General features: G+C 40.5%; 39 protein-coding genes. All 39 read right to left on the minus strand.

Annotated features, from left to right (window positions below):
* Positions 1-155: 155 nt before the first annotated feature.
* Positions 156-3,011: a phage tail tape measure protein gene (locus tag KSZ58_RS21075; protein ID WP_009270715.1), complete on the minus strand. Its 2,856-nt coding sequence runs from the start codon at positions 3,009-3,011 to the stop codon at positions 156-158.
* Complete coding sequence (locus KSZ58_RS21080) at positions 3,008-3,232, minus strand: hypothetical protein (protein WP_050811600.1); 225 nt, start codon at positions 3,230-3,232, stop codon at positions 3,008-3,010. The genes KSZ58_RS21075 and KSZ58_RS21080 overlap by 4 nt, the downstream gene beginning before the upstream one ends.
* An 89-nt stretch (positions 3,233-3,321) precedes the next feature.
* Complete coding sequence (locus tag KSZ58_RS21085) at positions 3,322-3,621, minus strand: hypothetical protein (protein WP_009270716.1); 300 nt, start codon at positions 3,619-3,621, stop codon at positions 3,322-3,324.
* Positions 3,618-4,184, minus strand: a complete 567-nt coding sequence (locus tag KSZ58_RS21090) for a hypothetical protein (RefSeq protein WP_009270717.1) — start codon at positions 4,182-4,184, stop codon at positions 3,618-3,620. Before KSZ58_RS21090 ends, KSZ58_RS21085 begins: the two co-directional genes overlap by 4 nt.
* A 3-nt stretch (positions 4,185-4,187) precedes the next feature.
* Complete coding sequence (locus tag KSZ58_RS21095; protein WP_009270718.1) at positions 4,188-4,535, minus strand: hypothetical protein; 348 nt, start codon at positions 4,533-4,535, stop codon at positions 4,188-4,190.
* Positions 4,535-5,011, minus strand: coding sequence for an HK97 gp10 family phage protein (locus tag KSZ58_RS21100; protein ID WP_009270719.1), 477 nt, complete (start codon positions 5,009-5,011; stop codon positions 4,535-4,537). The genes KSZ58_RS21095 and KSZ58_RS21100 overlap by 1 nt, the downstream gene beginning before the upstream one ends.
* The gene (locus KSZ58_RS21105) at positions 5,004-5,321 is read right to left on the minus strand and encodes a hypothetical protein (protein ID WP_009270720.1); all 318 of its coding nucleotides are present in this window, start codon (positions 5,319-5,321) and stop codon (positions 5,004-5,006) included. Before KSZ58_RS21105 ends, KSZ58_RS21100 begins: the two co-directional genes overlap by 8 nt.
* Positions 5,318-5,635 carry a hypothetical protein gene (locus KSZ58_RS21110; RefSeq protein WP_009270721.1) on the minus strand — a complete coding sequence of 106 codons (318 nt, stop codon included), beginning with the start codon at positions 5,633-5,635 and terminating at the stop codon, positions 5,318-5,320. Before KSZ58_RS21110 ends, KSZ58_RS21105 begins: the two co-directional genes overlap by 4 nt.
* Before the next feature lie 30 nt (positions 5,636-5,665).
* Positions 5,666-6,769, minus strand: coding sequence for a major capsid protein (locus KSZ58_RS21115; protein WP_009270722.1), 1,104 nt, complete (start codon positions 6,767-6,769; stop codon positions 5,666-5,668).
* 15 nt (positions 6,770-6,784) lie between these two features.
* The gene (locus KSZ58_RS21120; RefSeq protein ID WP_009270723.1) at positions 6,785-7,348 is read right to left on the minus strand and encodes a phage scaffolding protein; all 564 of its coding nucleotides are present in this window, start codon (positions 7,346-7,348) and stop codon (positions 6,785-6,787) included.
* A 272-nt stretch (positions 7,349-7,620) separates the two neighbouring features.
* The gene (locus tag KSZ58_RS21125; protein WP_009270724.1) at positions 7,621-7,821 is read right to left on the minus strand and encodes a hypothetical protein; all 201 of its coding nucleotides are present in this window, start codon (positions 7,819-7,821) and stop codon (positions 7,621-7,623) included.
* Entirely contained in the window at positions 7,811-9,073 is a 1,263-nt protein-coding gene (locus KSZ58_RS21130; protein WP_009270725.1) for a minor capsid protein, read from the minus strand. The genes KSZ58_RS21125 and KSZ58_RS21130 overlap by 11 nt, the downstream gene beginning before the upstream one ends.
* Positions 9,060-10,502 (minus strand): phage portal protein, encoded by a 1,443-nt coding sequence (locus KSZ58_RS21135; RefSeq protein ID WP_009270726.1) that lies wholly within the window; start codon positions 10,500-10,502, stop codon positions 9,060-9,062. Before KSZ58_RS21135 ends, KSZ58_RS21130 begins: the two co-directional genes overlap by 14 nt.
* A 25-nt stretch (positions 10,503-10,527) precedes the next feature.
* Complete coding sequence (locus tag KSZ58_RS21140) at positions 10,528-11,814, minus strand: PBSX family phage terminase large subunit (RefSeq protein WP_009270727.1); 1,287 nt, start codon at positions 11,812-11,814, stop codon at positions 10,528-10,530.
* Complete coding sequence (locus KSZ58_RS21145) at positions 11,798-12,196, minus strand: terminase small subunit (RefSeq protein ID WP_009270728.1); 399 nt, start codon at positions 12,194-12,196, stop codon at positions 11,798-11,800. The genes KSZ58_RS21140 and KSZ58_RS21145 overlap by 17 nt, the downstream gene beginning before the upstream one ends.
* Complete coding sequence (locus KSZ58_RS21150; protein ID WP_009270729.1) at positions 12,193-12,438, minus strand: hypothetical protein; 246 nt, start codon at positions 12,436-12,438, stop codon at positions 12,193-12,195. Before KSZ58_RS21150 ends, KSZ58_RS21145 begins: the two co-directional genes overlap by 4 nt.
* Positions 12,439-12,459: 21 nt before the next feature.
* Positions 12,460-12,852 (minus strand): hypothetical protein, encoded by a 393-nt coding sequence (locus KSZ58_RS21155; protein ID WP_009270730.1) that lies wholly within the window; start codon positions 12,850-12,852, stop codon positions 12,460-12,462.
* Positions 12,849-13,217: a hypothetical protein gene (locus KSZ58_RS21160; RefSeq protein WP_009270731.1), complete on the minus strand. Its 369-nt coding sequence runs from the start codon at positions 13,215-13,217 to the stop codon at positions 12,849-12,851. Before KSZ58_RS21160 ends, KSZ58_RS21155 begins: the two co-directional genes overlap by 4 nt.
* 148 nt (positions 13,218-13,365) lie before the next feature.
* The gene (locus KSZ58_RS21165; RefSeq protein WP_009270733.1) at positions 13,366-13,659 is read right to left on the minus strand and encodes a hypothetical protein; all 294 of its coding nucleotides are present in this window, start codon (positions 13,657-13,659) and stop codon (positions 13,366-13,368) included.
* 535 nt (positions 13,660-14,194) lie between these two features.
* On the minus strand, positions 14,195-14,641 hold the full coding sequence (locus KSZ58_RS21170) for a hypothetical protein (RefSeq protein ID WP_009270734.1): 447 nt from the start codon (positions 14,639-14,641) through the stop codon (positions 14,195-14,197).
* Positions 14,641-14,793: a hypothetical protein gene (locus tag KSZ58_RS21175; protein ID WP_008815981.1), complete on the minus strand. Its 153-nt coding sequence runs from the start codon at positions 14,791-14,793 to the stop codon at positions 14,641-14,643. Before KSZ58_RS21175 ends, KSZ58_RS21170 begins: the two co-directional genes overlap by 1 nt.
* Positions 14,790-14,993, minus strand: a complete 204-nt coding sequence (locus KSZ58_RS21180) for a hypothetical protein (protein ID WP_244343473.1) — start codon at positions 14,991-14,993, stop codon at positions 14,790-14,792. The genes KSZ58_RS21175 and KSZ58_RS21180 overlap by 4 nt, the downstream gene beginning before the upstream one ends.
* On the minus strand, positions 14,980-15,258 hold the full coding sequence (locus tag KSZ58_RS21185) for a hypothetical protein (protein WP_009270735.1): 279 nt from the start codon (positions 15,256-15,258) through the stop codon (positions 14,980-14,982). Before KSZ58_RS21185 ends, KSZ58_RS21180 begins: the two co-directional genes overlap by 14 nt.
* On the minus strand, positions 15,251-15,556 hold the full coding sequence (locus tag KSZ58_RS21190) for a hypothetical protein (protein WP_008815984.1): 306 nt from the start codon (positions 15,554-15,556) through the stop codon (positions 15,251-15,253). The genes KSZ58_RS21185 and KSZ58_RS21190 overlap by 8 nt, the downstream gene beginning before the upstream one ends.
* Positions 15,525-15,746 (minus strand): hypothetical protein, encoded by a 222-nt coding sequence (locus KSZ58_RS21195; protein ID WP_008815985.1) that lies wholly within the window; start codon positions 15,744-15,746, stop codon positions 15,525-15,527. The genes KSZ58_RS21190 and KSZ58_RS21195 overlap by 32 nt, the downstream gene beginning before the upstream one ends.
* Positions 15,724-15,882, minus strand: a complete 159-nt coding sequence (locus KSZ58_RS21200) for a hypothetical protein (RefSeq protein WP_008815986.1) — start codon at positions 15,880-15,882, stop codon at positions 15,724-15,726. The genes KSZ58_RS21195 and KSZ58_RS21200 overlap by 23 nt, the downstream gene beginning before the upstream one ends.
* Positions 15,879-17,048, minus strand: coding sequence for a DnaB-like helicase C-terminal domain-containing protein (locus KSZ58_RS21205; protein ID WP_242409605.1), 1,170 nt, complete (start codon positions 17,046-17,048; stop codon positions 15,879-15,881). Before KSZ58_RS21205 ends, KSZ58_RS21200 begins: the two co-directional genes overlap by 4 nt.
* Positions 17,041-17,283 carry a replicative helicase loader/inhibitor gene (locus KSZ58_RS21210; protein WP_008815988.1) on the minus strand — a complete coding sequence of 81 codons (243 nt, stop codon included), beginning with the start codon at positions 17,281-17,283 and terminating at the stop codon, positions 17,041-17,043. The genes KSZ58_RS21205 and KSZ58_RS21210 overlap by 8 nt, the downstream gene beginning before the upstream one ends.
* Entirely contained in the window at positions 17,283-18,164 is an 882-nt protein-coding gene (locus KSZ58_RS21215; protein WP_008815989.1) for a hypothetical protein, read from the minus strand. Before KSZ58_RS21215 ends, KSZ58_RS21210 begins: the two co-directional genes overlap by 1 nt.
* A 6-nt stretch (positions 18,165-18,170) precedes the next feature.
* Complete coding sequence (locus KSZ58_RS21220; protein ID WP_008815990.1) at positions 18,171-18,524, minus strand: phage replisome organizer N-terminal domain-containing protein; 354 nt, start codon at positions 18,522-18,524, stop codon at positions 18,171-18,173.
* 3 nt (positions 18,525-18,527) lie between these two features.
* The gene (locus KSZ58_RS21225) at positions 18,528-18,812 is read right to left on the minus strand and encodes a hypothetical protein (protein WP_008815991.1); all 285 of its coding nucleotides are present in this window, start codon (positions 18,810-18,812) and stop codon (positions 18,528-18,530) included.
* Positions 18,802-19,134: a hypothetical protein gene (locus KSZ58_RS21230; protein WP_009270736.1), complete on the minus strand. Its 333-nt coding sequence runs from the start codon at positions 19,132-19,134 to the stop codon at positions 18,802-18,804. The genes KSZ58_RS21225 and KSZ58_RS21230 overlap by 11 nt, the downstream gene beginning before the upstream one ends.
* Positions 19,122-19,517 carry a helix-turn-helix transcriptional regulator gene (locus tag KSZ58_RS21235; RefSeq protein WP_008815993.1) on the minus strand — a complete coding sequence of 132 codons (396 nt, stop codon included), beginning with the start codon at positions 19,515-19,517 and terminating at the stop codon, positions 19,122-19,124. Before KSZ58_RS21235 ends, KSZ58_RS21230 begins: the two co-directional genes overlap by 13 nt.
* Before the next feature lie 49 nt (positions 19,518-19,566).
* On the minus strand, positions 19,567-19,695 hold the full coding sequence (locus tag KSZ58_RS23305) for a hypothetical protein (protein WP_009270737.1): 129 nt from the start codon (positions 19,693-19,695) through the stop codon (positions 19,567-19,569).
* A complete protein-coding gene (locus tag KSZ58_RS21240) occupies positions 19,692-20,132 on the minus strand; it encodes a hypothetical protein (RefSeq protein WP_009270738.1) in 441 nt (146 codons plus the stop codon). The genes KSZ58_RS23305 and KSZ58_RS21240 overlap by 4 nt, the downstream gene beginning before the upstream one ends.
* A complete protein-coding gene (locus KSZ58_RS21245; protein ID WP_008815996.1) occupies positions 20,119-20,346 on the minus strand; it encodes a hypothetical protein in 228 nt (75 codons plus the stop codon). The genes KSZ58_RS21240 and KSZ58_RS21245 overlap by 14 nt, the downstream gene beginning before the upstream one ends.
* Positions 20,343-20,666 carry a hypothetical protein gene (locus KSZ58_RS21250; RefSeq protein WP_008815997.1) on the minus strand — a complete coding sequence of 108 codons (324 nt, stop codon included), beginning with the start codon at positions 20,664-20,666 and terminating at the stop codon, positions 20,343-20,345. Before KSZ58_RS21250 ends, KSZ58_RS21245 begins: the two co-directional genes overlap by 4 nt.
* Positions 20,659-20,952: a hypothetical protein gene (locus KSZ58_RS21255; RefSeq protein WP_009270739.1), complete on the minus strand. Its 294-nt coding sequence runs from the start codon at positions 20,950-20,952 to the stop codon at positions 20,659-20,661. The genes KSZ58_RS21250 and KSZ58_RS21255 overlap by 8 nt, the downstream gene beginning before the upstream one ends.
* Positions 20,949-21,074: a hypothetical protein gene (locus tag KSZ58_RS23310; RefSeq protein WP_009270740.1), complete on the minus strand. Its 126-nt coding sequence runs from the start codon at positions 21,072-21,074 to the stop codon at positions 20,949-20,951. Before KSZ58_RS23310 ends, KSZ58_RS21255 begins: the two co-directional genes overlap by 4 nt.
* Positions 21,075-21,080 lie beyond the last annotated feature (6 nt).

The following is a 21,080-nucleotide window of genomic DNA, read 5'->3' on the forward strand; positions in this document are numbered from 1 at the left end:
AAAATCAGTATAACCCTTGATGAATTGGGCATACTGATAATACATAAACAGATGATGATTAGACATGATTCGTCATCTACTATCTAAACCTGTCGATTTTTACTTACACATAATTCTTCACATTCCCCCAGTCGTTTTTCATTTATCCTCATATCCTACCTCCATCCGAGCTCTTCCGAAATGTCATTCACAGTGGCGTGCGCAAACTCTTTTCCATTGATATAAAGAGGTACATTAAGCGTAACGGCACCAGCGTTCCCCTTACCATAGATTTTCTGAGCTGTATATTCCTCGTTTTCCTTTGCGGTAAGCACACGTTCGCCTTTATGCAACCGCGCATTGTATCCATCATAAGGGACATAATCAAAACCCGTCGCGTATTGTGAAACCCACTTGCCAGCTTGGTTTGTAGGTCTTTCATAAACCTTGGAATACTTCTCAACATAATTAGTTGTAACAGTAACTTCCTTATCTTCTGGATTCCACCGGTCCCAATGTCCAAACATTTTTGTCCATTTTGAGACAACTTCACCTGTTGAGATATCCACCTTATCTGCTAATTCAGAATGAGCAGACATAAGTTTATCAATACCTTCTTTTTTTGTCTTTTTAGCCGCCTCTACGGATTTTTCGTATTCTTCGTTTGCGCTCTTTATGATTTCTTCTGCTTTTTCTTTGTATTTTCCACCTTCAATAGTTTTTAATTCTTCAGCTTGTCGCACAAGTTCATCACGCTTTCTACCAGCTGATTTTACGGATTCTTTTTCAAGTTTATTCATTTCTTTAATGGCATTACCTGCCATTTCTGCAGTGATACGAGTGCTGCTAGAATTTAATCTATTTAATATGACTTCTTGTTCAGCCTTATTACTCGACATAGCTTCTACTGCCTCAGTTTTCATCTGATCGTAGAGTTGATCAATACGTTCCTGTTGACTCTTTGTAATCTTACCACCATTATCTTTAATTTCCTTGTAAATACCTGTTATTTGATCTTTCAGGTATTTTGTTTTATCAATCCTGCCCTTGTATCCATCGTTAACTGTTTTCATAATCTCTTTTTGTTCTTCAGAAGTTATTGCAGTGGTAGAATCAAACATTTGTTGATATCTGCTGACAGTTCCTTCTTTTTGTTTTTCAATAGAAGATGTCACTTTATTTGCCATGTCATCAACTTTTCCCGATATCTTTCCGACGCTTTCATCTGTTACTTTTGTAATACCCGTATACATATCCATAGAGAATTGTTGTGCATCGTTTGAAAGTTTAAGATACGATGACAGTTGTTTTTCTGTTTCTTCACTAATTCTAACCGTATGAGCTCCTACAGCGTTTCCAGCCTTATCATAATCAATAACAGTACGGTCAGCGAATAAGTCAATACTAGGAATTACATCTTGTTGCAAATTATCGTATACTGCTTTGCCCGCTAGAGCTAAGCCGCCAATTGCCGCCACAGCCCCTGCCGCAGGCAGTACCAAACCACCAAGTGTGGATACAACACCGGTTAATGCAGTAGTGCCACCAGCAGCTGCAGTTGTCATCCCTGCAGCACCAGCTGTAACTTTCGCCAAACCGCCTGCTGCTGTAGCTCCAGCAGGTGCTAACTTTGATAGTAGCCCACCAAATTTTCCAATAAGACCGCTGCTAGATGCCAGCGAAGATCCCAACTTCCCTATGAGTGGAATGCCTTTGCCTATAAGTTTCGTTGCTCCGGATACAGCAGGTGCCAATTTCGTAAAACCTGTTACTAGAGAACCAGTGATTTTCAGCAATGGACCAAACGCAGCAACCAGAGCTCCTACCTTCACGATAAGCTCCATCGTTTCCGGTTTCATCTTCCCTATTTTCTCCGCAACCTTACCGATGAGGTCAGCGGCCTTTTCCAGCATTGGAGCCATAGCATCTCCTAGCTTCGTAAGTGAGTTCTTAGCTTTGTTCAGTGAATTGCTGAACTTCGCACCAGTGGTTTCATTAACACGCTTGAATGCTTCATCTGTTGCACCTGTAGCATCCTGCATTTTTTTTAATTTCTCAGTGAATACATCATGCTGTGCTCCGCTCAATGCCAGAGCCAAGGTCTGACCTTCGATTGAACCGATATAAGATTGTAATGGTTTGCCACTATCTTTTGCTGCCTTTGTGATGATGTCGATAGTGCCTTGCAGACCTTTTCCCTTGATCATAGCTTCGCCATTTTCGTAGCCGTATTTTTTCATGAGTTCCGCCATACTGTCTGTAGGTGCCATCAATGCCTGGAGGACACCACGCAGCTGTGTAGATACCTCTGCTGCGTTTCCAGTTACGCCGGTAGCTGTGGCCATAACGCCGAATAATTCTTCCTGGCTTACATTCAACTGCTTTGTTAAAGGCACTACTCTTCCGATTGATCCAGCCAACTCCGGGAATGTCGTCTGTCCCAATTTCGCAGTAAGGAAAGCAAGGTCAGAAACCTTCTGGTTCGCGGCTGCCGAAGTATCGCCATATCCCTTCGTTACCGCTGATAAAAGGTTGATACTGTCAGTTACCTCTGCATTACCGGCTTTCGCTCCTTTTGATGCGATTTCCAATATCTTTGCACTGTCTGCGGTATCGCCAAACGCTGAAACGACCTGATATAAGCCATCGCTGATATTGCTTGTAGCCAATCCTGTATCATTGGATATCTTATAAACATTCTGTTTCAGCTCTTCCGTTCTTTTATTGACCTGTTCTACTGAACCATCCAATAATGTTGACACAAGTCCCATGTTTTTAGATAGATCCATGCTCAGCTTCCCTGCAGCAGTTCCTGCAGCAAGCAGGGGAACTGTAAGTAATTTCGTAGCCTGCCCTCCTACTTTTGACATGTTCTGTCCTACTTTAGCAGTGGATTCAAGCTTCTTTGATACATCCTTTGCCTGAACTACTGCCTCCGCTTTGACACTTTCCATGTCTTTTTTGAAGTTTGCAATGTCAACTTTGATTTTTGTAATCAGAGGTGCCAGTTCAAGGCCTCCCATTAAGCTCATGTCATGACACCTCCTTTGAATGCATGTACTGCTTGCAAGTCTGCAGAAGTCGTCTGCAGTCTGATCAAATCTTTCATGAATTTTCTGCCTGCTTCTGAACGCATATTGTTATACATCCACGCATCTTTTCGATAGAGCAGGAAAAGGCTATACGGCTGCTCCATGACTTCATCAAATGATAGTCTGGTATAATCACTAATAGCTTTCAACTCACCGCTCATAGTTTGATACTTGCCCTCCCACTCCTCCGTACTGAAATACTTTTGAATGATTGCATCGCGTATCACAGGATCAGATGGGAGTGGGATTGCTAGTTTGGGTCGTTCAATGCTTTACGTGGAAGCAGGACACATTCTCTGTAGATTCTGGAGATTGCCCCAGCAGGAAGGTCATATACATCCTTCTCTGTGAACTGTTTGCCACCGGTGTTCTTATTCAGAAGCCACAAAACCATTTTCAGTTCGTCTTGCTGTGTCGTATCTTCGTTCGCCTCATACTCAGCAACTTTCTTCATATCACGATAGGAAAGTTCTGGAAGCTTGACTAATTCCCCTTTGATGAGGAAATCTACCGTTCTGTTGGCATATGCTGATAAATCAATTGGTTTCATTCTGTTCCTCCTTCTTCCGGTGTTACCGGTGCATCTTCCATTTCTTCTTCAAACTCACATAGCCAGTCTTTCTTTTTAGCTATTGCATTCAGCTGTGCGTCAATCGTCAATTCCTTCTGACTGAATTCCAACGAGAACCCATTTCCGCCCTGTGCAATGGCGGTAAAGCGCAATTTCTTGCCACCTTTTTTAGTGTGTACGAATCGCACCAACACTGTTTTTAAATCTTTGTTACCACCAAATACGAGCGTTCGTGTCTTCTTTTCTTTATTCTCTGTAAAAACCGCTGTGGAAAGCAACGCAAGCTTAGCCAGCGACCAGCTAATGATACCGGTTTTGATTGCCATGTCTTCACCGATTACAAACCTTGCAACGATTTTTCCGAACCAGTCCTTTACATCGTATATCTCGGGTTTGTATTCCAAGGAAAACCCGCCGGAGCAATGTCCTACATTGTGCTCATCTGTTTCGATTTCTGCATGTACCGGAATTTCTGTTCCATTAAACTCATACATATACAGCTCGCCAGCGCCTAGCAGAATTTCTTGTGTTTTTTCTTCCATATCTTACCTCCATAGTAAATTGAAAAGAGTGGGATATTCCCACATGTTTGTTTCTGAATTGAACAACCATCCACCGCCGGAAACCTGTGCTCTTACAGCATAGTCTCCCATAACGATAGATGGTTGCTGTTCATCTGTATTCAATGCCTGAATGACCTTATCACGAATTTCCAAACACTCTTCCATGTTCCCACTGATCACCCTTACTTCCAACTGACACTCCTTCACAGCCCCCTCGTTATAAGGCGATATCTTGTAAGTCATAGCAGGGAAAGGACCGTAAGTAAACGCCGGAGATACATCCATGCCTGTGATGTGTTCCAGATACTCTCTGATTGCATATTCGATCATCACTTACCTCCCAGCACTTTCAGCACTTTAGCCTTGTTTTCGTCCCTTGCAGGTTCTAAAAAAGACCGTGGCTTCATGCCATCAGTCTTATAAAACTTCTTTCCCTTTTTCCCATACACAATGACCACCTTCCCTTCAAACGTCGGCCGTTTCGTTCCGGCGTATTCATCTACAGGAACATACCACGGTGTCTTTCTACCATCTCCATCTTTTGCATGAACGCCGGTTCCTTTTTCGATATATGGCGCATAATCCAAATTACTGTAGATACGCCCTGTGATGTCTTTCGCAGTCACTGAAACATCATGAGTTATTGAAGCTCTCAAATGACCGTAATCCACTATATCAGCACAGTTTATTTTAGCTGCACGTTCAATAATAAGACAGCCACGTTCAACATTATGCTCCATCTCTTTAAGCATCTGCAAGGTGACGTTGTCAACAGACTGGCAAAATTCCCTGTTATCATCATCCATAAAGGTCAATCCTTTTCAGTATGAGCGTAGTCTGTCTTCCAGAAGTGTCAAAATCCTGTACCTCATAATGCTGCGTGTCTATGTCAATGCGGTATTCTTTGCCCACATCAAAATCCTTAGACATCGTGATGCCGTTGTGCGTACTGTCCTGGTATTTGACCGTGTTTATATTTTTGTAGCTGCTGTTTTTGTAAACAGCCACCATGATACCCCCAATCGGCACATAATCATCCGTTTTTGCGCCAGATTTTCCTTTTTTTGTTTTATTGACAAGCAGAGTCGCTGGTAACATATCTGTAAATATGCTCATGGTAGACTCCTGTACTTTCTCAATGCTCGGCGGATAGATTTTGGTATGTCTCCGCTGTATGTTTCGCTTGTTCCGGCTTTTGAACTGCTCGATAGACCTTCATTTCCAGTAAGAATGAGCCTATAAACACATAAATCAGAGACTGGCGTAACTATCTTTTCATCGATGTCGCCTTCACGATAATTTATATAATCTAAAGCGTCATTAATGGCATCATTTACTGTATCATCAACATATGGCTGATCAATGTTTTTGATATGCGGTTTAAAACTCAATTTTGTTGCAACCTTTTGTTTCAGCTCTTTCTGATCCATGATTCCCCTCCTTTGGAAAAGAGGGAATGGTTACCCTCTTGAAATAATACGTGCGATTGGGATAGCTTTGTGGCTGATATACTTGCTTCCTCCGGCAGAGCTGTCATTTACTAAAGACCAGTTTTTACCGTCGGCCATTTCCTCATTGGTAGGGGATAAAGATGCCTGCTGTTTCTTAAGGTAAGAAATTCCGTTTACCGCCACGGCTGTACGTTTACGGCTAATCAGCGTGTCTTCTCCACCATTGACCTTCGCCTCGCGTACCATTTCATATGGATGTTTTACGCTTAACGGCTGGAAGGAGATCGCTTTGTCACCCAGCACGTAAGTTGTATACTTTGTATATTCCTCTGTAGCGGGTACATATCCTTCCTCTCCCTCATTTCCCTGTGCCTCCTTTGCAGGGACGGTTTCGCTAGGCATGGAATCATCAATAATAACTAATTTCCCATTCCATGTCCCCATTCCGAGGTCACGCTCAACACCGCTTGCGTCCGTATATTTAAGGTATGCAATCAGCTTGAGATTTTCCAGATTCGTAGAAACAGAGCTGTGCATGATAACAAGCTTAAAGATATCCTTGTTGTCACCACAAGCCCTCTGCATTGTGTCATTCAGCGATGTTGGACCAACTTTCGCAGCTTCGTCGGATTTTTCTGAAATATCGTTTGTGTGCGCTGTGATAAACTCTGTGTTTTTTGCTCCGGTCATAGAGTAAACGCCTTTCAGAATAGCTAGGATACTATCCTGGTCTTTGTCATTCCAGAATTTCATGATTTTGGTACGAACGTTTGCCATGAAATCGACACCACCGGTAATCTCGTAAGAGAAATCCTTTTCCGTCCATCCGTGCATGCGGCCAAATGTAAATACACCCTGTTCAAATGTGGTTGTAGTTGAAGTTGTTACATCAGTTTTACCGTCATAGTTATCTGGGTCACCCTCCAGATTGCCATAAAATGGAATGATACCGTATGCGGTATTGGTCTGATTGCCAAACAGATCCAGCAGGCGCTGGTCCTTTGTAATTGCTCCTGATTCCAGTAGTTTGTTACGCTTTACATCAGGAATGGCATTCATGTATTTTCCGAATGCCTCTTCATTGAAAATCTTAGCATCAAATTGTGTAGTCATATATCATCTTCCTTTCTATTCGCCGTTTTCCAGCTGATTAACAAAATCTTCGTAAGACATATCCTCTGGCTTTTTATCTGGATCATCACCTTCTGGCGGTGTCTTCCCGGTTTTTGTCTTAAACATATCTTTGTATGTTTCTTTCAGGCTTTTAACCTGGTCTTCCAATCCTTCAACAGAGCCGTCTTCTTTGATTTTCAGCTTTGTTCGGTCAATTTTTCCTGACATCAAGTCCGGATGAATTGCCTCCTCCAATGCTTTTTCGATTGCTGCATCAAACTTCATATTAGCGATTTCGGCATCATATTCCTTCTTTGCCTTTTTGTTCGCTTCCTGAGCAGCCTCCAACTGATTTTTTAGGTCTTCGACAGAACCGGCTTTTTTCAAATCCTCCAGCTGTTTGTCACGAGCTTTAACGTCCTTGGTGAGCTGTTCCTTAGCATCGACAACAGTGTTGTACTCATCTTTGGACACAACATTGTCCGGCGCCTGTTTGTTGATTTCTTTGATTGCTTCAGTGAGATTCAGTTTTCCATCTTCTCCTATGTGCTTTTCAATGATTTTTTTTATCCATTCCATATATAACCTCCATAGCATTTATATACCGCTCGCGTGCGGTTTGTAGGTCTGCCTATACCCGGCAGTCGATAAAATAAAAACACGGCTCTCCGTGTCATTTCAGATGATTGCAAAAATACGGCAGTTTCCGCTGTGGCGGGTCCTTCATATAGGTCACCTCTCTTTCAGTCTTTCCACAAAAAATGCAGGTCCGCTGTATCTTCTGCGTCCTGCACTTCAATCTGTTATCACAGTATTCATCCTGTATCATTTCTGCATAAGCATGTTGGCATCTATTCCCTATCTTTTTCCAACTCATCGTATTGCTCTTGTGTGATTTTTCCAGCCACAAGCAATTTATCATGCCTATCTTTCCTCATGATTTTAGCAAGCCGCTTGTCTTCATCGGTAAGTTCAACTTTCCCTATAACTTTAGGCATCAAGGGTTCGTATAGCTTCATTCTATTGTACTCATCAATGTTTTTATTGCTCATTTTTATCAACCTCCACAAGATCAATATATGTTTTTCCGTTTAACTTTTCTATGTTGACAGATTCAAATTCCGTATCTCGCATAAACAAAATTTCATTTTCCTCAGGATTGACACTTCTTATATCTCTCCCGTTTTTTGAGTAAATCGTTATCTGTACTTCTCCATCTTCATTATATACCTCATTCATTGAAGATGAAACATATTCTTTGTATTTAACTTTGTTTCCTACCTCATGCATTTCTATAAATTTTTTTCTGTCTTCATCGTGCAGAAAGTTAAGTGACCGGTTTACTACTCCTTGTATAGCAGGTATTTTGTATAAGGCTTTATCAAGGCTATTGATCCACTTTTTATCACTCTCTGATAGATCATACCCATTTCTCAACTTATCGTTCAGCACATAAGCATCCGGGCTTACATATTTGACGATTGCAGCATTCTCAGCTTCCGTCAATTTTGGTGTTTCATCATCCAACACTGGAAGCCATGTACATCTGCATCCTGTGTGGCACGGAAGAATTGGCGCTTTATCGATATCGTATTCTTTCTCATGGTTCGCACCGCATATCTTACAAGTGCGTTCATCCTCAGCAGCCCACCACTGCACCTTTTTGACACCTGCATCTTTGTAACCGCGCAATGCACTTCGGTTCATGTAATTTATCGTTTCAGTGCGTACGAGGCGATGCGCTACATTAAAAGATTTCTGCATGACGTTTGACAACTGAACAGCTGTTTCTGTAACTGTCTTCCCAGTCGCTATGAAATTGTTGATAACACCATTCATATTACGTTCCAGAACACCCATGTCATTCCACAGTCTTTCACTGAAAAACGAACCGTGCCAAGGTGATCGTAGCATTTGCTCCATTTCTTTTTTGTTGGGAAAGGAAAAATTATCAATCCCTAGCGATTCCATGACATTTTTATAAACTGCCCTTCCTGCAGTCTTCATGCGTGAGGTCTGCGACTTTTCGATGGATGTACCAAGTTTTTCTATTTCCTGAAATATAGCCCCTTGCTGGCCAAGCAGCTTGTTAAATCGGTATTGCTGTGTTCGTGTAAGCTCCCCAGTCTTTTCGGCTTCTTCAGCCAACGCATATAGCTCTCGTTTGATGCTGGATGAAGTCTTTTCATACATTCTCAGCAAATCGCGATTTTGCTCTTCTACATTATTGTAAGTCCTCCACGTTTCCTTAGCTATCCGGTTTTCCCAATATTCACTATTCTGATATAGTTTACTCTTCGCCATCTTCTGCGCCTAAAGGCACTCTATCCTGAAACGAATGTCCTTCACTTTCCATCAGTTCTTTTTCTTTTTCCACATCATCAACATATGGATGGTTGGTTAAATATGTATTTTGGGAAATATTAGCACTGGAAGCGTTAAGATTGTTAATCTTCTCGGTTTCGTTTATCTTCATATCAAGATTAAACGTGATGCTTATTTCTTCTGTGTGCTTCGCATCCAGGAAGGAATCTATGAAATACAGTAAGTCTTCAAAGGCAAATGTCACATGCATCACCATTGCATCAGCTTTCAAATTCAGTCCAGAATACATAAATTTGAGAGCCACACCGGATGGGGCGTTGCCAAATTTATCCAAATCCTTGATTACTCCCTGCCCTGAATCAATGATATCTCTTTTAAGCTGCTCATAATGCTCTCTGAGCGCCGTTATATCCATAGTGGGCGTAAGTGTCGTTACGCCTGAATTATCGTCCTCGTCGTCTGCATCAAGCACGAGAGCACGCTTTTCGTTGATATCGCTTAAGAATTTTTCAAGATTATCACCTTTATATCCCTTAAGGATAAAGATAAGATTTTTTGTTTCTTCCACGTAGTTTGCAGCTTCGCTCCGTGATTTATCATAGTTATCAATAAGCGACTTAACGAATTTGATATCCGGTAATTCAATATCGTTATTTTTCACCGGTATCCAGGGCACTTTCCCCCAACTACACCACTCTTTTCCGTTTTTAAAGTGAACCACGGTGTTACCTGCATCATCAACGTTCTTTGCCATATCCAGAATATAGTCTTCGCCTTCTCTCACTCTGCACACATATCCATCAGCTGTCCACGTTTCCACGTGAGTTCTGTATTTCTTTACGCCGCCGTCATAGTAGACTGTATCATAGATATAATGCATAGCCTTTAGTTCTTCATGATTATTGTCTGTCCACTCTGGTAAGCACTTACTGGCAGGGACAAGCATAATTTTAAATTTGCCTTGCTCATCAACGTATGGATGCCACCACGCTATGCCATGATTACTGGCAGCGTATCCAGAACGCATCAAGAAATGTTTAAATCGCTTGCCGAGTACATCCTGCACACTTTTTAGATAGACCTTATCCTTACAATCGAGCGTATATTCCTTCGCAAATATGTATGCTACTTTTTCGTCCACCATGTTTTTGTAGGATGCATGTGCGAGCTTATTGTTGGCTTTGTTTTTTTCTGGCACTGTCTTGCCGTCAACAACACGCTCCATTTTACGTTTTTTTATATCGTTATCTACTGCATAATAACGGTCGCCGATATACATCCACTCACGTCTTTTACTGTTGAGAAATTCAGACACCAACTCTTTTAAGTGATCCTCGTAACGTTCTTTGTCTTTCATTGCCATTCTTGCTGCTTTCACTCCCTTCCGGATTTTTCTAACGATTCCCAACGTATCACCTCCAAAATAAAAAGGTCTATAGCGACCTCATACCTACATGCTTTTTTAAATCTGATACCTCATAATCATCCAACGCATACCAAATGGCTGATAATGTGTGAGGGTCAATATTGAACTCATCTTCGATAATCTCACCATCTTTATCTACTTTAAAGGTAAGCTCCTGCAGTTCATCAACTGTGTTGTGGCATTCATCTGAGCATATGATTTTTTTAAATCGTTTTACCTTTTTAGTGTATACGTATCGTGAACCGCTGAATTTTTTGCATTTCTTCATACGGATTCCCTTTTGCTTATAATACTTGATTGCCTTAGGCTCTGCGTTATCTGATTTAATGAGCTCCCCAGATTCGGCAAACTCTTTTATATCCTCGAATATTTCAGGGTCTGTTTTATCCCTTGAATAATACTCCCAGTAAATATACAAAATCTTGTTTTCATGGTCTATTGCCAGTCGTAATAATGCGTTGTACGAGGTAACGAAGCCAAAGTCCATACCATTTTTGAACATGGGGTCGTGTATCTGTTGTATGAGATCCATTACTTCTTCATGTGGTTTTGTTTCAAATTGTGGAAATACTCTCTTTCCGTTGGTTCCGAACATCCCCCTGCGTGCTATCCTGTATAAATCTGGATCATGGCTTTTTAAGTCGTCCAACTGCTCGATGTAATCATCCGGAACAAAGTAATTATCATCAACCGTACTATGGTGATAGTATATCTTTCCCTTACGGATAATCCGCTTCTCATAAAGTTCTTTGTCACTCAAATAGAAGAAGTGTTCTTTTTTATCCTCAAAGAAATACTTATAGCACCAGTTTGCCTTGCTAACTGGGTTTGTCGATAGGATGATGTGGTTACTCAAAGAAGGATGTCTCAGACGTCCTGTAATCTCCTTGAAGCCTTCATATTTAACTTCTGAGCATTCTTCTATCCAGACAATCGAAACACCGTTCAGAGACTTCAGCTTAGCTGGTTTATCCATTCCCTTGAAAATGATTTTGCTCCCGTTTTTGAATTTTACTTGCATTGGCGAAGCAGTAAAGCTCATCAAATGATCAACGCCCATGTTCTCTGCTATTTCTTGCAATAAATCATAGCAAGATTCACGGATAGTTTCAAACACTTCTCGTACAACTAAAGCCTTGCGTTTTTCTGCCAGAAGTTTGCTGAGAAGTTTAACTCCCACGTGATAACTTTTCGACGAACCGTATCCGCCGACCAGAAAATAAAATTTGCTTTCCCAGTCGTTTACAAAGTTGATGAAGTGGTCGTTTAACGCAACGTTAATCTGCTTTGTCATTTTCTGCACTTGCTGGTGTGAAAGTGATATTTATGTCCATGTCGTTATCGCCCGCAACCTTCTCCAGCCGTTTCATTAGCTCTTTTCCAGCATCTAACCTTTCTTTCAGCGCTGCGTCCAATCCAAACTGGTCCTTTTCAACTCCACGCATGACCGCAGTATAAAACTCCATGACTTCTTTAATGTCAGCGATTTTCTTATCTTCGACCTTTTTCATGACCTTTTTCATATATTCTTGGACGCTAACGTTTGTTAACAGACGAGCAGCACCAGCTCTTGCTCCTTTAGGGCTATATCCCGCTTTTATGTACGCATCAGTTTGTGAAAGGTTATCCTTACACAGATACAGCACAAATGCCTTTTGTTTCTCACTTATTTTCACGAGCTATCATCCCTTAATAAATCAGCAAGGAATTGTACCACGTCTAACGCTTTATCAAAGTAATAGCTATCTTTCTGCTTTTCTCCATCTGCATCCATGTATGTTGTAAATACTGTATACTTTGTGCATATGCAATCGTATTTATCAGAATAGAATTGTGACCTATTTATACAATACACTTTGCCTTTGGCTTTTAATGCCTTCTGCAACTTGTTTATTAAGGTATTTATATTATTGCTCATTAGATCACTCTCCTTTCTTTTTTATGTCGCTGGCTTAATCAAATACCCTGCCCCCTGTGCAACTATATCAGCATCTGCATACTTTAATCTTTGTTTTACGATACTATCATAAGCTGCCATTATCTTAGGCATCTGTATTGCCATCCAGTCTATCATTTCTTCATTAACGGCCCATGCCTCGTGTGCAGCGCTGCTCTGGTCCATACCAGATTCAAACAAAAAGGCGTGTATCAGTTCGTGTCTCAATACATGCCTCTGCATTTCTTTCAGATTATCTGTTTTATATTCCGCCGGAACGTCTTCTTGTTCGCTGATGCGAATTTCTTTGGTATAGAAATCTGTTTCTCCGCCTCTGCCATCAAGGGAAGGAATATATTTGATTTTGTATACTGTACCTAACACATTTACCTTCATTTCAGATTTTCCTTTATGAAGTTGTTTATCATCTTTGCAATTTCTTTGTCAGATATGGTTAAAGGTATCTCTATGCGACATGGCTGTGCATATACAGGCTCTTTATCACACATGATTGACAATGCCAGCTCCAAACCATTATATAGGCCCTGGTTATAATCGTCATAGCCACCTTTTAAACTGCATTCCTGAATCTTGTGTGCCTCCTCCAGTGATTTGATTGCTGCACCTATATTCATATGTGCTCTGCGCTCCTTTTCCAAGAGGTGTTCAGCCTCTCTTAGCTTATTTGTCAATCTATATATTTCTCGCTCATTATTCCATTTCACATCTCTTAAATGCCTTATTTCTTGTCTTAACTCCATTTTTTATCCCTCCTGCTGCTGCATATAGCAGCACTCTCGTTGCGTCTGCGCGTGTTTTCCTTGTCTAGTGCCTTACGTTCTGCCTTGTACCATTCGCACGCTCCGTGGCATCCTGGATGGCGTTTAGGGCAGTCTTTACATACTGTAATCATCCTCTAGTACCTCGTATGTTTTTTTTGAAGATATCCGGCTTGCATGGATAAAACTCCCCATGAACACCCTTAATGATGTAATCACCGATTTCAGCGATATGCTCACCTTCCAGAGTTCTAATGATTAGCCCACCCTTTACTTTATCGTGATTGATATAAAATGTATCTCCGTAAGCGGTCATAAATTCATTTTGTTTTTGATAACCTGTCAAGAAATCAAACATTTCTCTATGATTTTTGCCTGTCCACTGTAATACATCCACTACAACCGGTTTCTTTCTTGCTTTCATGTATATCATTCCTTTCTGGTAAAATAAAAAGCACGTTTTCTCCTGTATCCCTTATAACGGGCAGTTCTACGTGCTTTGTTTAACAGGCGTTCGGTTAATAGCATACGTCTATGCATCCTTAGCCTCTATAGAGTTATCTGTGCCACATTGTTAAGAGGTGCGATAACTACGTTTTAATTTTAAAGCGCCCTTTTCAGACGCTTTACGCTGGTAAGTCCGCTTAGGATTCCTTACCGCTTTTTCTTTTGGTTATTCCGCCACCAGGGCAACCAATATATCTAACAGGTATTCTCATTAGTATGAGGTCCTTCCCTGTTTTGATATTTTTTTAATTGTGACATACCGCCGTTAAGCCGTACCTACCCACGCATATGCCACTGGCGATTATTTGTACGAACAATCACCTTTAGGAAAGGTTGTTTAGCGATGCGTGCGTACACTTACATCGCAGGCCGTTTTTTTGAACAAGAAGTATCTTCCTGTTCTTTCCATGCTATCATAATATCACGGAAAACCCTTTACTCAGTAAAGACTTTTATTTTTTCAACTGGCTTAGGACTGCTCTATTCATATCTGAATACATAGTAGGCTTACTTCGATTATGATTATACGCTATATCATCATGCTTTTTGTTTCTATCAATGTAACACTCTGTAATCATGTCGACCACCTCACCGTCAGCAATATTATTCAGCACTTTGTTAACAATCACTGTGTCGTACAGTAATGCAGCTCTCTCCAATAAAAGCTCATCCTTCTTTTCAACCAGATAGTGATCCCATACATGACTTGGGTCACCGGCATTCTCCATGATGACATCCTTCATCACGACTGAGCTTACTCCATACATGTCATTCATTATCTCATCATACTTCAACCGATTCGCTTCTATCTTAGACAAGTTTCTATGATAGTTCCGGCATTTGTTATAAAAGTCCTTGCAGATTTCTTTATCTTTCCGCTTCTCTTTCTTCGATTTCATCAATACACCTCTTCCAGATACTGCTGCAGCTCCTCTGCTGTGTAGAATAACAATAGGAGATTGGCTTCATGCAGAACATAAGCATCATAACCATTCACCCTTACTTTGTCGATTTCCACTTTATACTTTTTGGACAATGTCGTATACCTCATTCATTTCCCTCCTGTTCATCGCTCCATACAGGTTCGACATAAACAGCACCACCACATCCATAATGGTCAAGGCAGCATATTTTTATATACAGCACCAACAGCCTAGTCAGAAAGCTATTCGGATTTCTGACTACATAGCTTTTTGATATTTGATTTTCGTTATCGTCCTCCGCATAAATACGATATTTAATCACCATCATCACTCCAGTCTAACGATTGCCCACACTTATGACAGAAATTCAAACTATTCACGTTACACTTATTGGCAATGACTGTCTTACATTTCGGGCAGTATGTATGACCTGCTGCGTGCTTAGCAGGTTTGATTCCTGATGCACGTTCAACTAATGGTTCCAGTGTCTCCAAGCGCTTGATATTCTCTTTGCAATTTTTTTCTATTTCACATGCTGGCTCATATTTCAGTACGCTCCATAATTCGCCATATGCTTTCTGATAATCATTCATTCAGACTGTCCACCAACTGCTTCCTGATAGATTCTATCTCTTTCTTGATGTATGCCGGTTCCTGATCATTCCAATTCAGCATATCGAGCATGTCATGTCGAATCGTGATAGCATACCCTGGACCATAACCATAGCTGAACCAGAAATTGATTTCTTTGTAAGGTGTCTTTTTGTACGCTCTCAGCTCACCACTCTGGTTTCTCGCAGCATAGCGATAGCCTGCAGCGTATAATTCTTCTAAATCCCTTAACTTCGCTTGTAGAGCTTTACGCTCCTGCTCGCTCATTTTCTTTTTCATTCTTCGCCTTCTTTCGATTAAACGGACACCAGTGTGGTGCCTGTGAAATGATGGGTATATCCGGATGCCCATAACATATAAAATCATTTTCTGTATATTTGCGTGCACTCATATGGTCGCAATAATACATCATGCGGCCTTTATGCTCACCGTGAGTTTCGAAGTATTTACAATTTACACACTTCTTCATTCAGATTCCCTCGTTGTGATACAACTAGAAACTCTATAAGAGCTTCTTTTATAACTTCTGAAGGTGTTTCCTCCAGTTTACTTATTTCAGCCGTAGAGGGCTTCTTTAACACCTCATACACTTCCCATTGATTCATGGTCTTACCTCACTAATGACCTGATTATTCTTATTGTAGGTGATAGGGATATAGCCTGTTGGCCCACTTCGGTTCTTTTCCAACACTAGAGAATAACCGTCATCATCCTGCCATACGAACAGAATCTTGCTCGCGCTCTGTTCGATTTCTCCACTATCCCGCAGCATTGACAGTTTTGGTTTTCCTGATGTTTTAGTGGCATCACGGTTCAGCTGACATAATCCTATGATCGTACAGTTATAATCTAAGCTGATCTTGCGTAGCTCCTTTGCAATTTCTGTCATACGTTCATATGAGTTTCTTGCTCGAGAACCAATAAGCCCAATGTGATCAATAATTACAATGATATGCCTTTTCCCATCATGACTGGCGACCATCGACCGGATAGAATCTATAGACTGGCTCTTGTCAACAACCTCGATAGAACGCTGTGCTATTGAATTGACAGCTCTATTCACATCATTTACCTCTATCTCTGACATTCTTTTGTATGATGCTATGTAGTTTTGGTCAAGTCCGCAGTTAATGGATATCAGCCTCTGATGAAGCTCTTGCGGGACCATTTCCAGATTGAAATACAGGCAATCATATCTCCATGACAGATCATTCAACAGGTTCAATGCGAATCCAGATTTACCTGAACCAGTCGCACCTGCGATAACCATAAAATCATTTTCTTTCAGCCTCAATAAAGAGCCCAACTGCTGATATTTCTTGAAGTAGATGCTTTTCTTATCATCTCTGCATGATTCTAAAAGCTTCTCTGAATCCAGTTTGTAAGACTCTGCAGTATCTAATGTGCATACTTTCTGATATACTGCGTTGTATTCGTCCAAGCTGATACTGTGTTCTTTCAGTTTATCTGATATCTCAACTATTTTACGCTCCTTGAATTTATCAATCACAACACGCTGTATACGCTTGAAATTTTTTATATCTCCTGAATAAGGGATGTCTGAGCACCTTGCATAAAGGTCGATATCAAATCCTGGATAATCGAGCAATGCTTCAATCGTTATGAAGCCGTTTTTCTTGTAGTAATCAAGCATAGCCTTGAAAATGTTTTGATATGGTCCTACAAAATGTTCCGGTTCTAAGATAGAAACTGCAAATAACTCATTGTAGACAGAAAGCATACCGATTGCTGTTGCTTGCGCTTCAATCATTGAGCTGGTGTTCATAAGATTTTCTCCAATCAACCGTTATTAGATTGCATGGAAGCGGGGGTTTCTCATTCTCCGCAATCCACGCATTTAATTTCTTCATGACTTTCTTGTAGTCCTGATCATGCATAATACTGTACCAAGCCTTACAGACTTCTTTAAGGTTTCTACCATACATGAAATTAGGATAAATATTCAGAATCGTATTTATGACCTGTGTCATCTCTTCTTTCGTCATTACCAATCACCCGCCTTTATTTCTCTTGATGAAGATGTAATAAATTCATCAACTTCATCATTCCATCGTTCTCCATTCAACCATGTAGTAGGATAAGGGATATACTGACCATTATTTTTTAACCAGTCAGCTGATGTGACCTGTCTTTCTAAACCATCCATGATGGACTGATAGACCTGTTCGTTTTTACAAACACTGAGGAATTTTATATGAGACTTTTTCTTGTCTCTTTTTTTAGGATATGCTTTCCAAAATTCATTGAATGCATGTTCTCTATCGAATGCATTTTCCAATATCACACCACTATTTTGAGTATCACAATCAGACATACTTTGCGCAATTTGCGCATAAGTATTTAAAGTATTATATTCTTTTATATTATTCGTTGTTGCCCTTTTGTGTGCCCTCAGCATTGATTCAGGTGTGTCCTCCTGTGTGCCCTTCATACATTCAGATGCATTCATTTTATTGATAAACAAGGGATTTTTATCACATTTGAGGTGTGCCTCTTGCTGTGCCCTATTTTCATTTTGAGGTGTGCCTTTTTGTGTGCCCTGTTTTTCGTCGCAATTTTGGTATTTATCATAGTTCAATACGACGATAATGCTGTTCATTTTTGCCGGTTTATAGATGATAGCTTCTGCCTTTTCCAAGCGTGATAACCCACCTCTTACCTGTTTATCCGTGAGTCCTGTTTCATGTGACAATCTGCGAATCGATGTTAAAAATGTGCCACGTTTTATCAGTGTGCCATGACTCTCTTTATCCCTCCAATTCGCCTTTATAAGGCAGTGGATGAACAATACTTTTGCCGACACATCTGTATACCATTCACATCGTCCAAATTTACGGAACAGGTATACATAGGATCCGTTTTCCATAATGCATCACCTTTTCAAAAGGAGTTTTCTATCGACTAGATTTTTAAACTCTTTGATTTGAATTTCTCTTGTATCCATGACAGTGATTAGACCAGCTTCTGACAACAATTTGATAGATTTTTTTACAATATGCAACCGAGTGCTTGTAATTTCTGCTAATTTCTTCTCATCATACGGTATTAGTGAGTCACCAATATAACGGACAAGCACCCCTTGATTTCGTAATGATTTTAGACATAATTTGAGATAAAACAGGCAGCATTCTTTTCCATCTTTTTGCTCTTCTATCCATGAAATAGCATCATCCTGAAAGAAGTCTTCCTTTAATTTTATCCAGTAGTATCGTTTTGTTTCTGCCATCTATTACTCCTGTGAAAGCGCGTATTTGATATGCTTTTCTTCTGCTTGCATTTCTGCCAGATGGTGAACCAGAGTGTTTATGTTCTCTTCCATCTTCGTAGCTATCTCTACCGTTTTCGCATACATATCCTCACGGCCGTATAAGTCAGCCATGAAGTCTGTAGCAAAGTCGATATGAATATCCTTGCCTGCTTTAATGCTGTATCCCTGTTCGTATTTTGTACCATCGTCAAATAATTCCACGCCGATACGCACAGTGTTATTGCTGTAGTCTAAATTAAGCTTCATTTCTCTTTCCCTCCCTGATGATGTCGTTTCTTTCATCTGATTCAAATTCCGCTTCCTCACCGTTTGTGAACCAGTTTACGTTATAATCGGATATTTCTATCCAGTGCATCTTAACGCCTTGCTGTGAGTCTGTTTCGGGCCATCCTGGACGTGTTTCATACCGTACCATCATTTGTTCGTTAGTAATCGCCAATACGACACATTCCAAAGGAAGCCACATGCTCCCGTTATAATACAGAAAATAGATTGGTGTTTCGCAGCTCATGATATCCAATAGGAACTCTGAGCCGACTTTAGCTATGCTTTCACTTACTCTATACATAAGAATGCCTCCTTAAATGCTGAAAACTCTGCTTCCGGTGCTAACAATTCTGCAATTCTTTCTAGTGTCGCATCATCCAGCCTTCTACAGTAGCGTTCTACCATCCAATAGGTAAATACATTCACTCCCACTTTATGCGCTGTATCGCGCAGGGAAAGCCCCTGAATGAGTCGTTTTCTTTTTAAAATCGGATATGTGTTCTTTCGCTCAATATCTAAAACATTTTCAATATTAAAAATCAGACAGATTTGTGTGATAGTAGCGATTTCAAATTCACCAGTATTTTCTTCCAACGCTTTGTACTGCTTCCTAGTGATACCCAATAATTTAGCCATTGATTTTCTAGAGATACCGAACTCTTTTCTTCTCTGCTTGATTGTCATACCTTCCATCCTTTCATCTGCATCTGTAATGATATGTCATACAATTCTTTCAAATCGCCATCAGATAATTCAAGCATCGTTCTGTTGATCCACTTGATACGGTCTTCTCTGGTAGCTGGCTTGTAGTCCTTGCTTTTGCGATACTTTCATTCAATGCGTTTATCTGCTCATTCGTCATGCCTGATAACTCCCTTCTGTTTCCGGAATCCCCATAGCTTTTCCATAACCCAAGTAAAAGGCAAGGTCAAATATATCCATTGGATCCATAGCACCATCTAAAATCTCCAGTGCTTCATCCAGCGTGCAATCGTTTTCGGGTAAGACATGAGCCTTAACTTTAGCTGCATATTTGCGTAAGCCATTGTTGAGGTTCTCTACCTTTGCATCGTCAGATAAGTTTGTAGATGCTTCTGATTCAATCAGTTTACAGATAGCACAAGCAAAACCATCCTCTCTTGCTGCTCTAACATCGTCAGCAAGGCGATATACAAGTTCGTCATTCTGCTCTCGTGTTAAAGGTAGATTTCTAATAAATTCACTCGTCGCTTTGAACTGCTGCTTGATTTTCTCATTGTATTCTGGAAGTTCAATAATGACATCATCAATATTTTGCATTGGGCACCTCCATAATCAACTCTTGATATTTGTTTCTTAGACGATCAAGCGCATCGCGCTGGATATTCAAAACTGAATAAAGGGCTTCGTCAATAGTTTCCTCGTTATTGTATAAATAGCCTTTGATGCCATCCTTCACTACCATTAAAAGCGATATGGACATTTTCAAAGTAATGATTTCATCCTCTAAGTCAAGTATTTCAATTTTCTTCATGATCGCAGCTCCTTAGGAGTCACCTGAACAAAATAATCATCCGGGTCTTCTCCATTTTTTCGTAATTCTTCTCTTGAATCCTCAATTCTCGCGATTAGTTCATCCTGTGTTTCCCCGGTGATTTCCATCATGTCCTGCAGGCTGAAATATTCATGTTCACCAGTTACATTGGAAAACGCCATTCTTAAACCGTTGTAAATCATTGTGTAAGAGAATCCGTGTTTCTCGCCATCTTTGATAAGCCCACTAATTTTCAAACGAGTATAACCATACTTACCGTACTTGGAAAGCAGCTTATCAAGCACCTCATTTCTAGTCATGTAGTACCTCCTGATGCAATGATTTCTCATGTATGCATCGTCTTATAACATTCTGCATTGCAGATTTGATTTCGCTGTATCTCTCATATGCTATCGCCTTCCCATCATTAAAGGAGAGCTCCATGTTTACATACTCAATACGCAAATACGATTTCATAAATGCTTTAGCAGCTTCGTAGCCTGCTTTTGCACACTCCCAGATTTCATAAAGCATTGATTCTAATACGGCCATTTCAATGTCAACGCATGATTGTTGACTAGGCAGCCCTTTATTAAATTGACTCATTCTTCCACCTCCTCGAGAAGTGGATTCTCATGTCTAATCAGACACTTTGTATAATAGGCGATACAGTATACACATGCTGAAATGCATATGATATCGGCCAAAATACGCATTTTTATATTCATTTTCCA

This window comes from Erysipelatoclostridium sp. DFI.2.3, assembly GCF_019132535.1.
Classification (GTDB): domain Bacteria; phylum Bacillota_I; class Bacilli_A; order Erysipelotrichales; family Erysipelotrichaceae; genus Clostridium_AQ; species Clostridium_AQ innocuum.

Coding starts and splice junctions, on each gene's coding strand:
- KSZ58_RS21250 (WP_008815997.1), bottom strand. CDS start 20,666: ATGACTAGAAATGAGGTGCTTGATAAGCTGCTTTCCAAGTACGGTAAG.
- KSZ58_RS21200 (WP_008815986.1), bottom strand. CDS start 15,882: ATGAATCAATGGGAAGTGTATGAGGTGTTAAAGAAGCCCTCTACGGCT.
- KSZ58_RS23310 (WP_009270740.1), bottom strand. CDS start 21,074: ATGAATATAAAAATGCGTATTTTGGCCGATATCATATGCATTTCAGCA.
- KSZ58_RS21155 (WP_009270730.1), bottom strand. CDS start 12,852: ATGAAGGTAAATGTGTTAGGTACAGTATACAAAATCAAATATATTCCT.
- KSZ58_RS21230 (WP_009270736.1), bottom strand. CDS start 19,134: ATGTATAGAGTAAGTGAAAGCATAGCTAAAGTCGGCTCAGAGTTCCTA.
- KSZ58_RS23305 (WP_009270737.1), bottom strand. CDS start 19,695: ATGACGAATGAGCAGATAAACGCATTGAATGAAAGTATCGCAAAAGCA.
- KSZ58_RS21100 (WP_009270719.1), bottom strand. CDS start 5,011: ATGGATGATGATAACAGGGAATTTTGCCAGTCTGTTGACAACGTCACC.
- KSZ58_RS21165 (WP_009270733.1), bottom strand. CDS start 13,659: ATGAAAGCAAGAAAGAAACCGGTTGTAGTGGATGTATTACAGTGGACA.
- KSZ58_RS21110 (WP_009270721.1), bottom strand. CDS start 5,635: ATGGATCAGAAAGAGCTGAAACAAAAGGTTGCAACAAAATTGAGTTTT.
- KSZ58_RS21195 (WP_008815985.1), bottom strand. CDS start 15,746: ATGAAGAAGTGTGTAAATTGTAAATACTTCGAAACTCACGGTGAGCAT.
- KSZ58_RS21115 (WP_009270722.1), bottom strand. CDS start 6,769: ATGACTACACAATTTGATGCTAAGATTTTCAATGAAGAGGCATTCGGA.
- KSZ58_RS21240 (WP_009270738.1), bottom strand. CDS start 20,132: ATGCAAAATATTGATGATGTCATTATTGAACTTCCAGAATACAATGAG.
- KSZ58_RS21130 (WP_009270725.1), bottom strand. CDS start 9,073: ATGGCGAAGAGTAAACTATATCAGAATAGTGAATATTGGGAAAACCGG.
- KSZ58_RS21090 (WP_009270717.1), bottom strand. CDS start 4,184: ATGGAAGAAAAAACACAAGAAATTCTGCTAGGCGCTGGCGAGCTGTAT.
- KSZ58_RS21170 (WP_009270734.1), bottom strand. CDS start 14,641: ATGAAATCGAAGAAAGAGAAGCGGAAAGATAAAGAAATCTGCAAGGAC.
- KSZ58_RS21180 (WP_244343473.1), bottom strand. CDS start 14,993: ATGATGGTGATTAAATATCGTATTTATGCGGAGGACGATAACGAAAAT.
- KSZ58_RS21105 (WP_009270720.1), bottom strand. CDS start 5,321: ATGAGCATATTTACAGATATGTTACCAGCGACTCTGCTTGTCAATAAA.
- KSZ58_RS21220 (WP_008815990.1), bottom strand. CDS start 18,524: ATGGCAGAAACAAAACGATACTACTGGATAAAATTAAAGGAAGACTTC.
- KSZ58_RS21160 (WP_009270731.1), bottom strand. CDS start 13,217: ATGGAGTTAAGACAAGAAATAAGGCATTTAAGAGATGTGAAATGGAAT.
- KSZ58_RS21185 (WP_009270735.1), bottom strand. CDS start 15,258: ATGAATGATTATCAGAAAGCATATGGCGAATTATGGAGCGTACTGAAA.
- KSZ58_RS21225 (WP_008815991.1), bottom strand. CDS start 18,812: ATGAAGCTTAATTTAGACTACAGCAATAACACTGTGCGTATCGGCGTG.
- KSZ58_RS21245 (WP_008815996.1), bottom strand. CDS start 20,346: ATGAAGAAAATTGAAATACTTGACTTAGAGGATGAAATCATTACTTTG.
- KSZ58_RS21085 (WP_009270716.1), bottom strand. CDS start 3,621: ATGAAACCAATTGATTTATCAGCATATGCCAACAGAACGGTAGATTTC.
- KSZ58_RS21205 (WP_242409605.1), bottom strand. CDS start 17,048: ATGATTGAAGCGCAAGCAACAGCAATCGGTATGCTTTCTGTCTACAAT.
- KSZ58_RS21210 (WP_008815988.1), bottom strand. CDS start 17,283: ATGACGAAAGAAGAGATGACACAGGTCATAAATACGATTCTGAATATT.
- KSZ58_RS21235 (WP_008815993.1), bottom strand. CDS start 19,517: ATGACAATCAAGCAGAGAAGAAAAGAGTTCGGTATCTCTAGAAAATCA.
- KSZ58_RS21150 (WP_009270729.1), bottom strand. CDS start 12,438: ATGAGCAATAATATAAATACCTTAATAAACAAGTTGCAGAAGGCATTA.
- KSZ58_RS21215 (WP_008815989.1), bottom strand. CDS start 18,164: ATGGAAAACGGATCCTATGTATACCTGTTCCGTAAATTTGGACGATGT.
- KSZ58_RS21190 (WP_008815984.1), bottom strand. CDS start 15,556: ATGAAAAAGAAAATGAGCGAGCAGGAGCGTAAAGCTCTACAAGCGAAG.
- KSZ58_RS21175 (WP_008815981.1), bottom strand. CDS start 14,793: ATGAGGTATACGACATTGTCCAAAAAGTATAAAGTGGAAATCGACAAA.
- KSZ58_RS21080 (WP_050811600.1), bottom strand. CDS start 3,232: ATGAGCGGTGAGTTGAAAGCTATTAGTGATTATACCAGACTATCATTT.
- KSZ58_RS21255 (WP_009270739.1), bottom strand. CDS start 20,952: ATGAGTCAATTTAATAAAGGGCTGCCTAGTCAACAATCATGCGTTGAC.
- KSZ58_RS21120 (WP_009270723.1), bottom strand. CDS start 7,348: ATGGAATGGATAAAAAAAATCATTGAAAAGCACATAGGAGAAGATGGA.
- KSZ58_RS21075 (WP_009270715.1), bottom strand. CDS start 3,011: ATGAGCTTAATGGGAGGCCTTGAACTGGCACCTCTGATTACAAAAATC.
- KSZ58_RS21095 (WP_009270718.1), bottom strand. CDS start 4,535: ATGATCGAATATGCAATCAGAGAGTATCTGGAACACATCACAGGCATG.
- KSZ58_RS21140 (WP_009270727.1), bottom strand. CDS start 11,814: ATGACAAAGCAGATTAACGTTGCGTTAAACGACCACTTCATCAACTTT.
- KSZ58_RS21125 (WP_009270724.1), bottom strand. CDS start 7,821: ATGAGCAATAAAAACATTGATGAGTACAATAGAATGAAGCTATACGAA.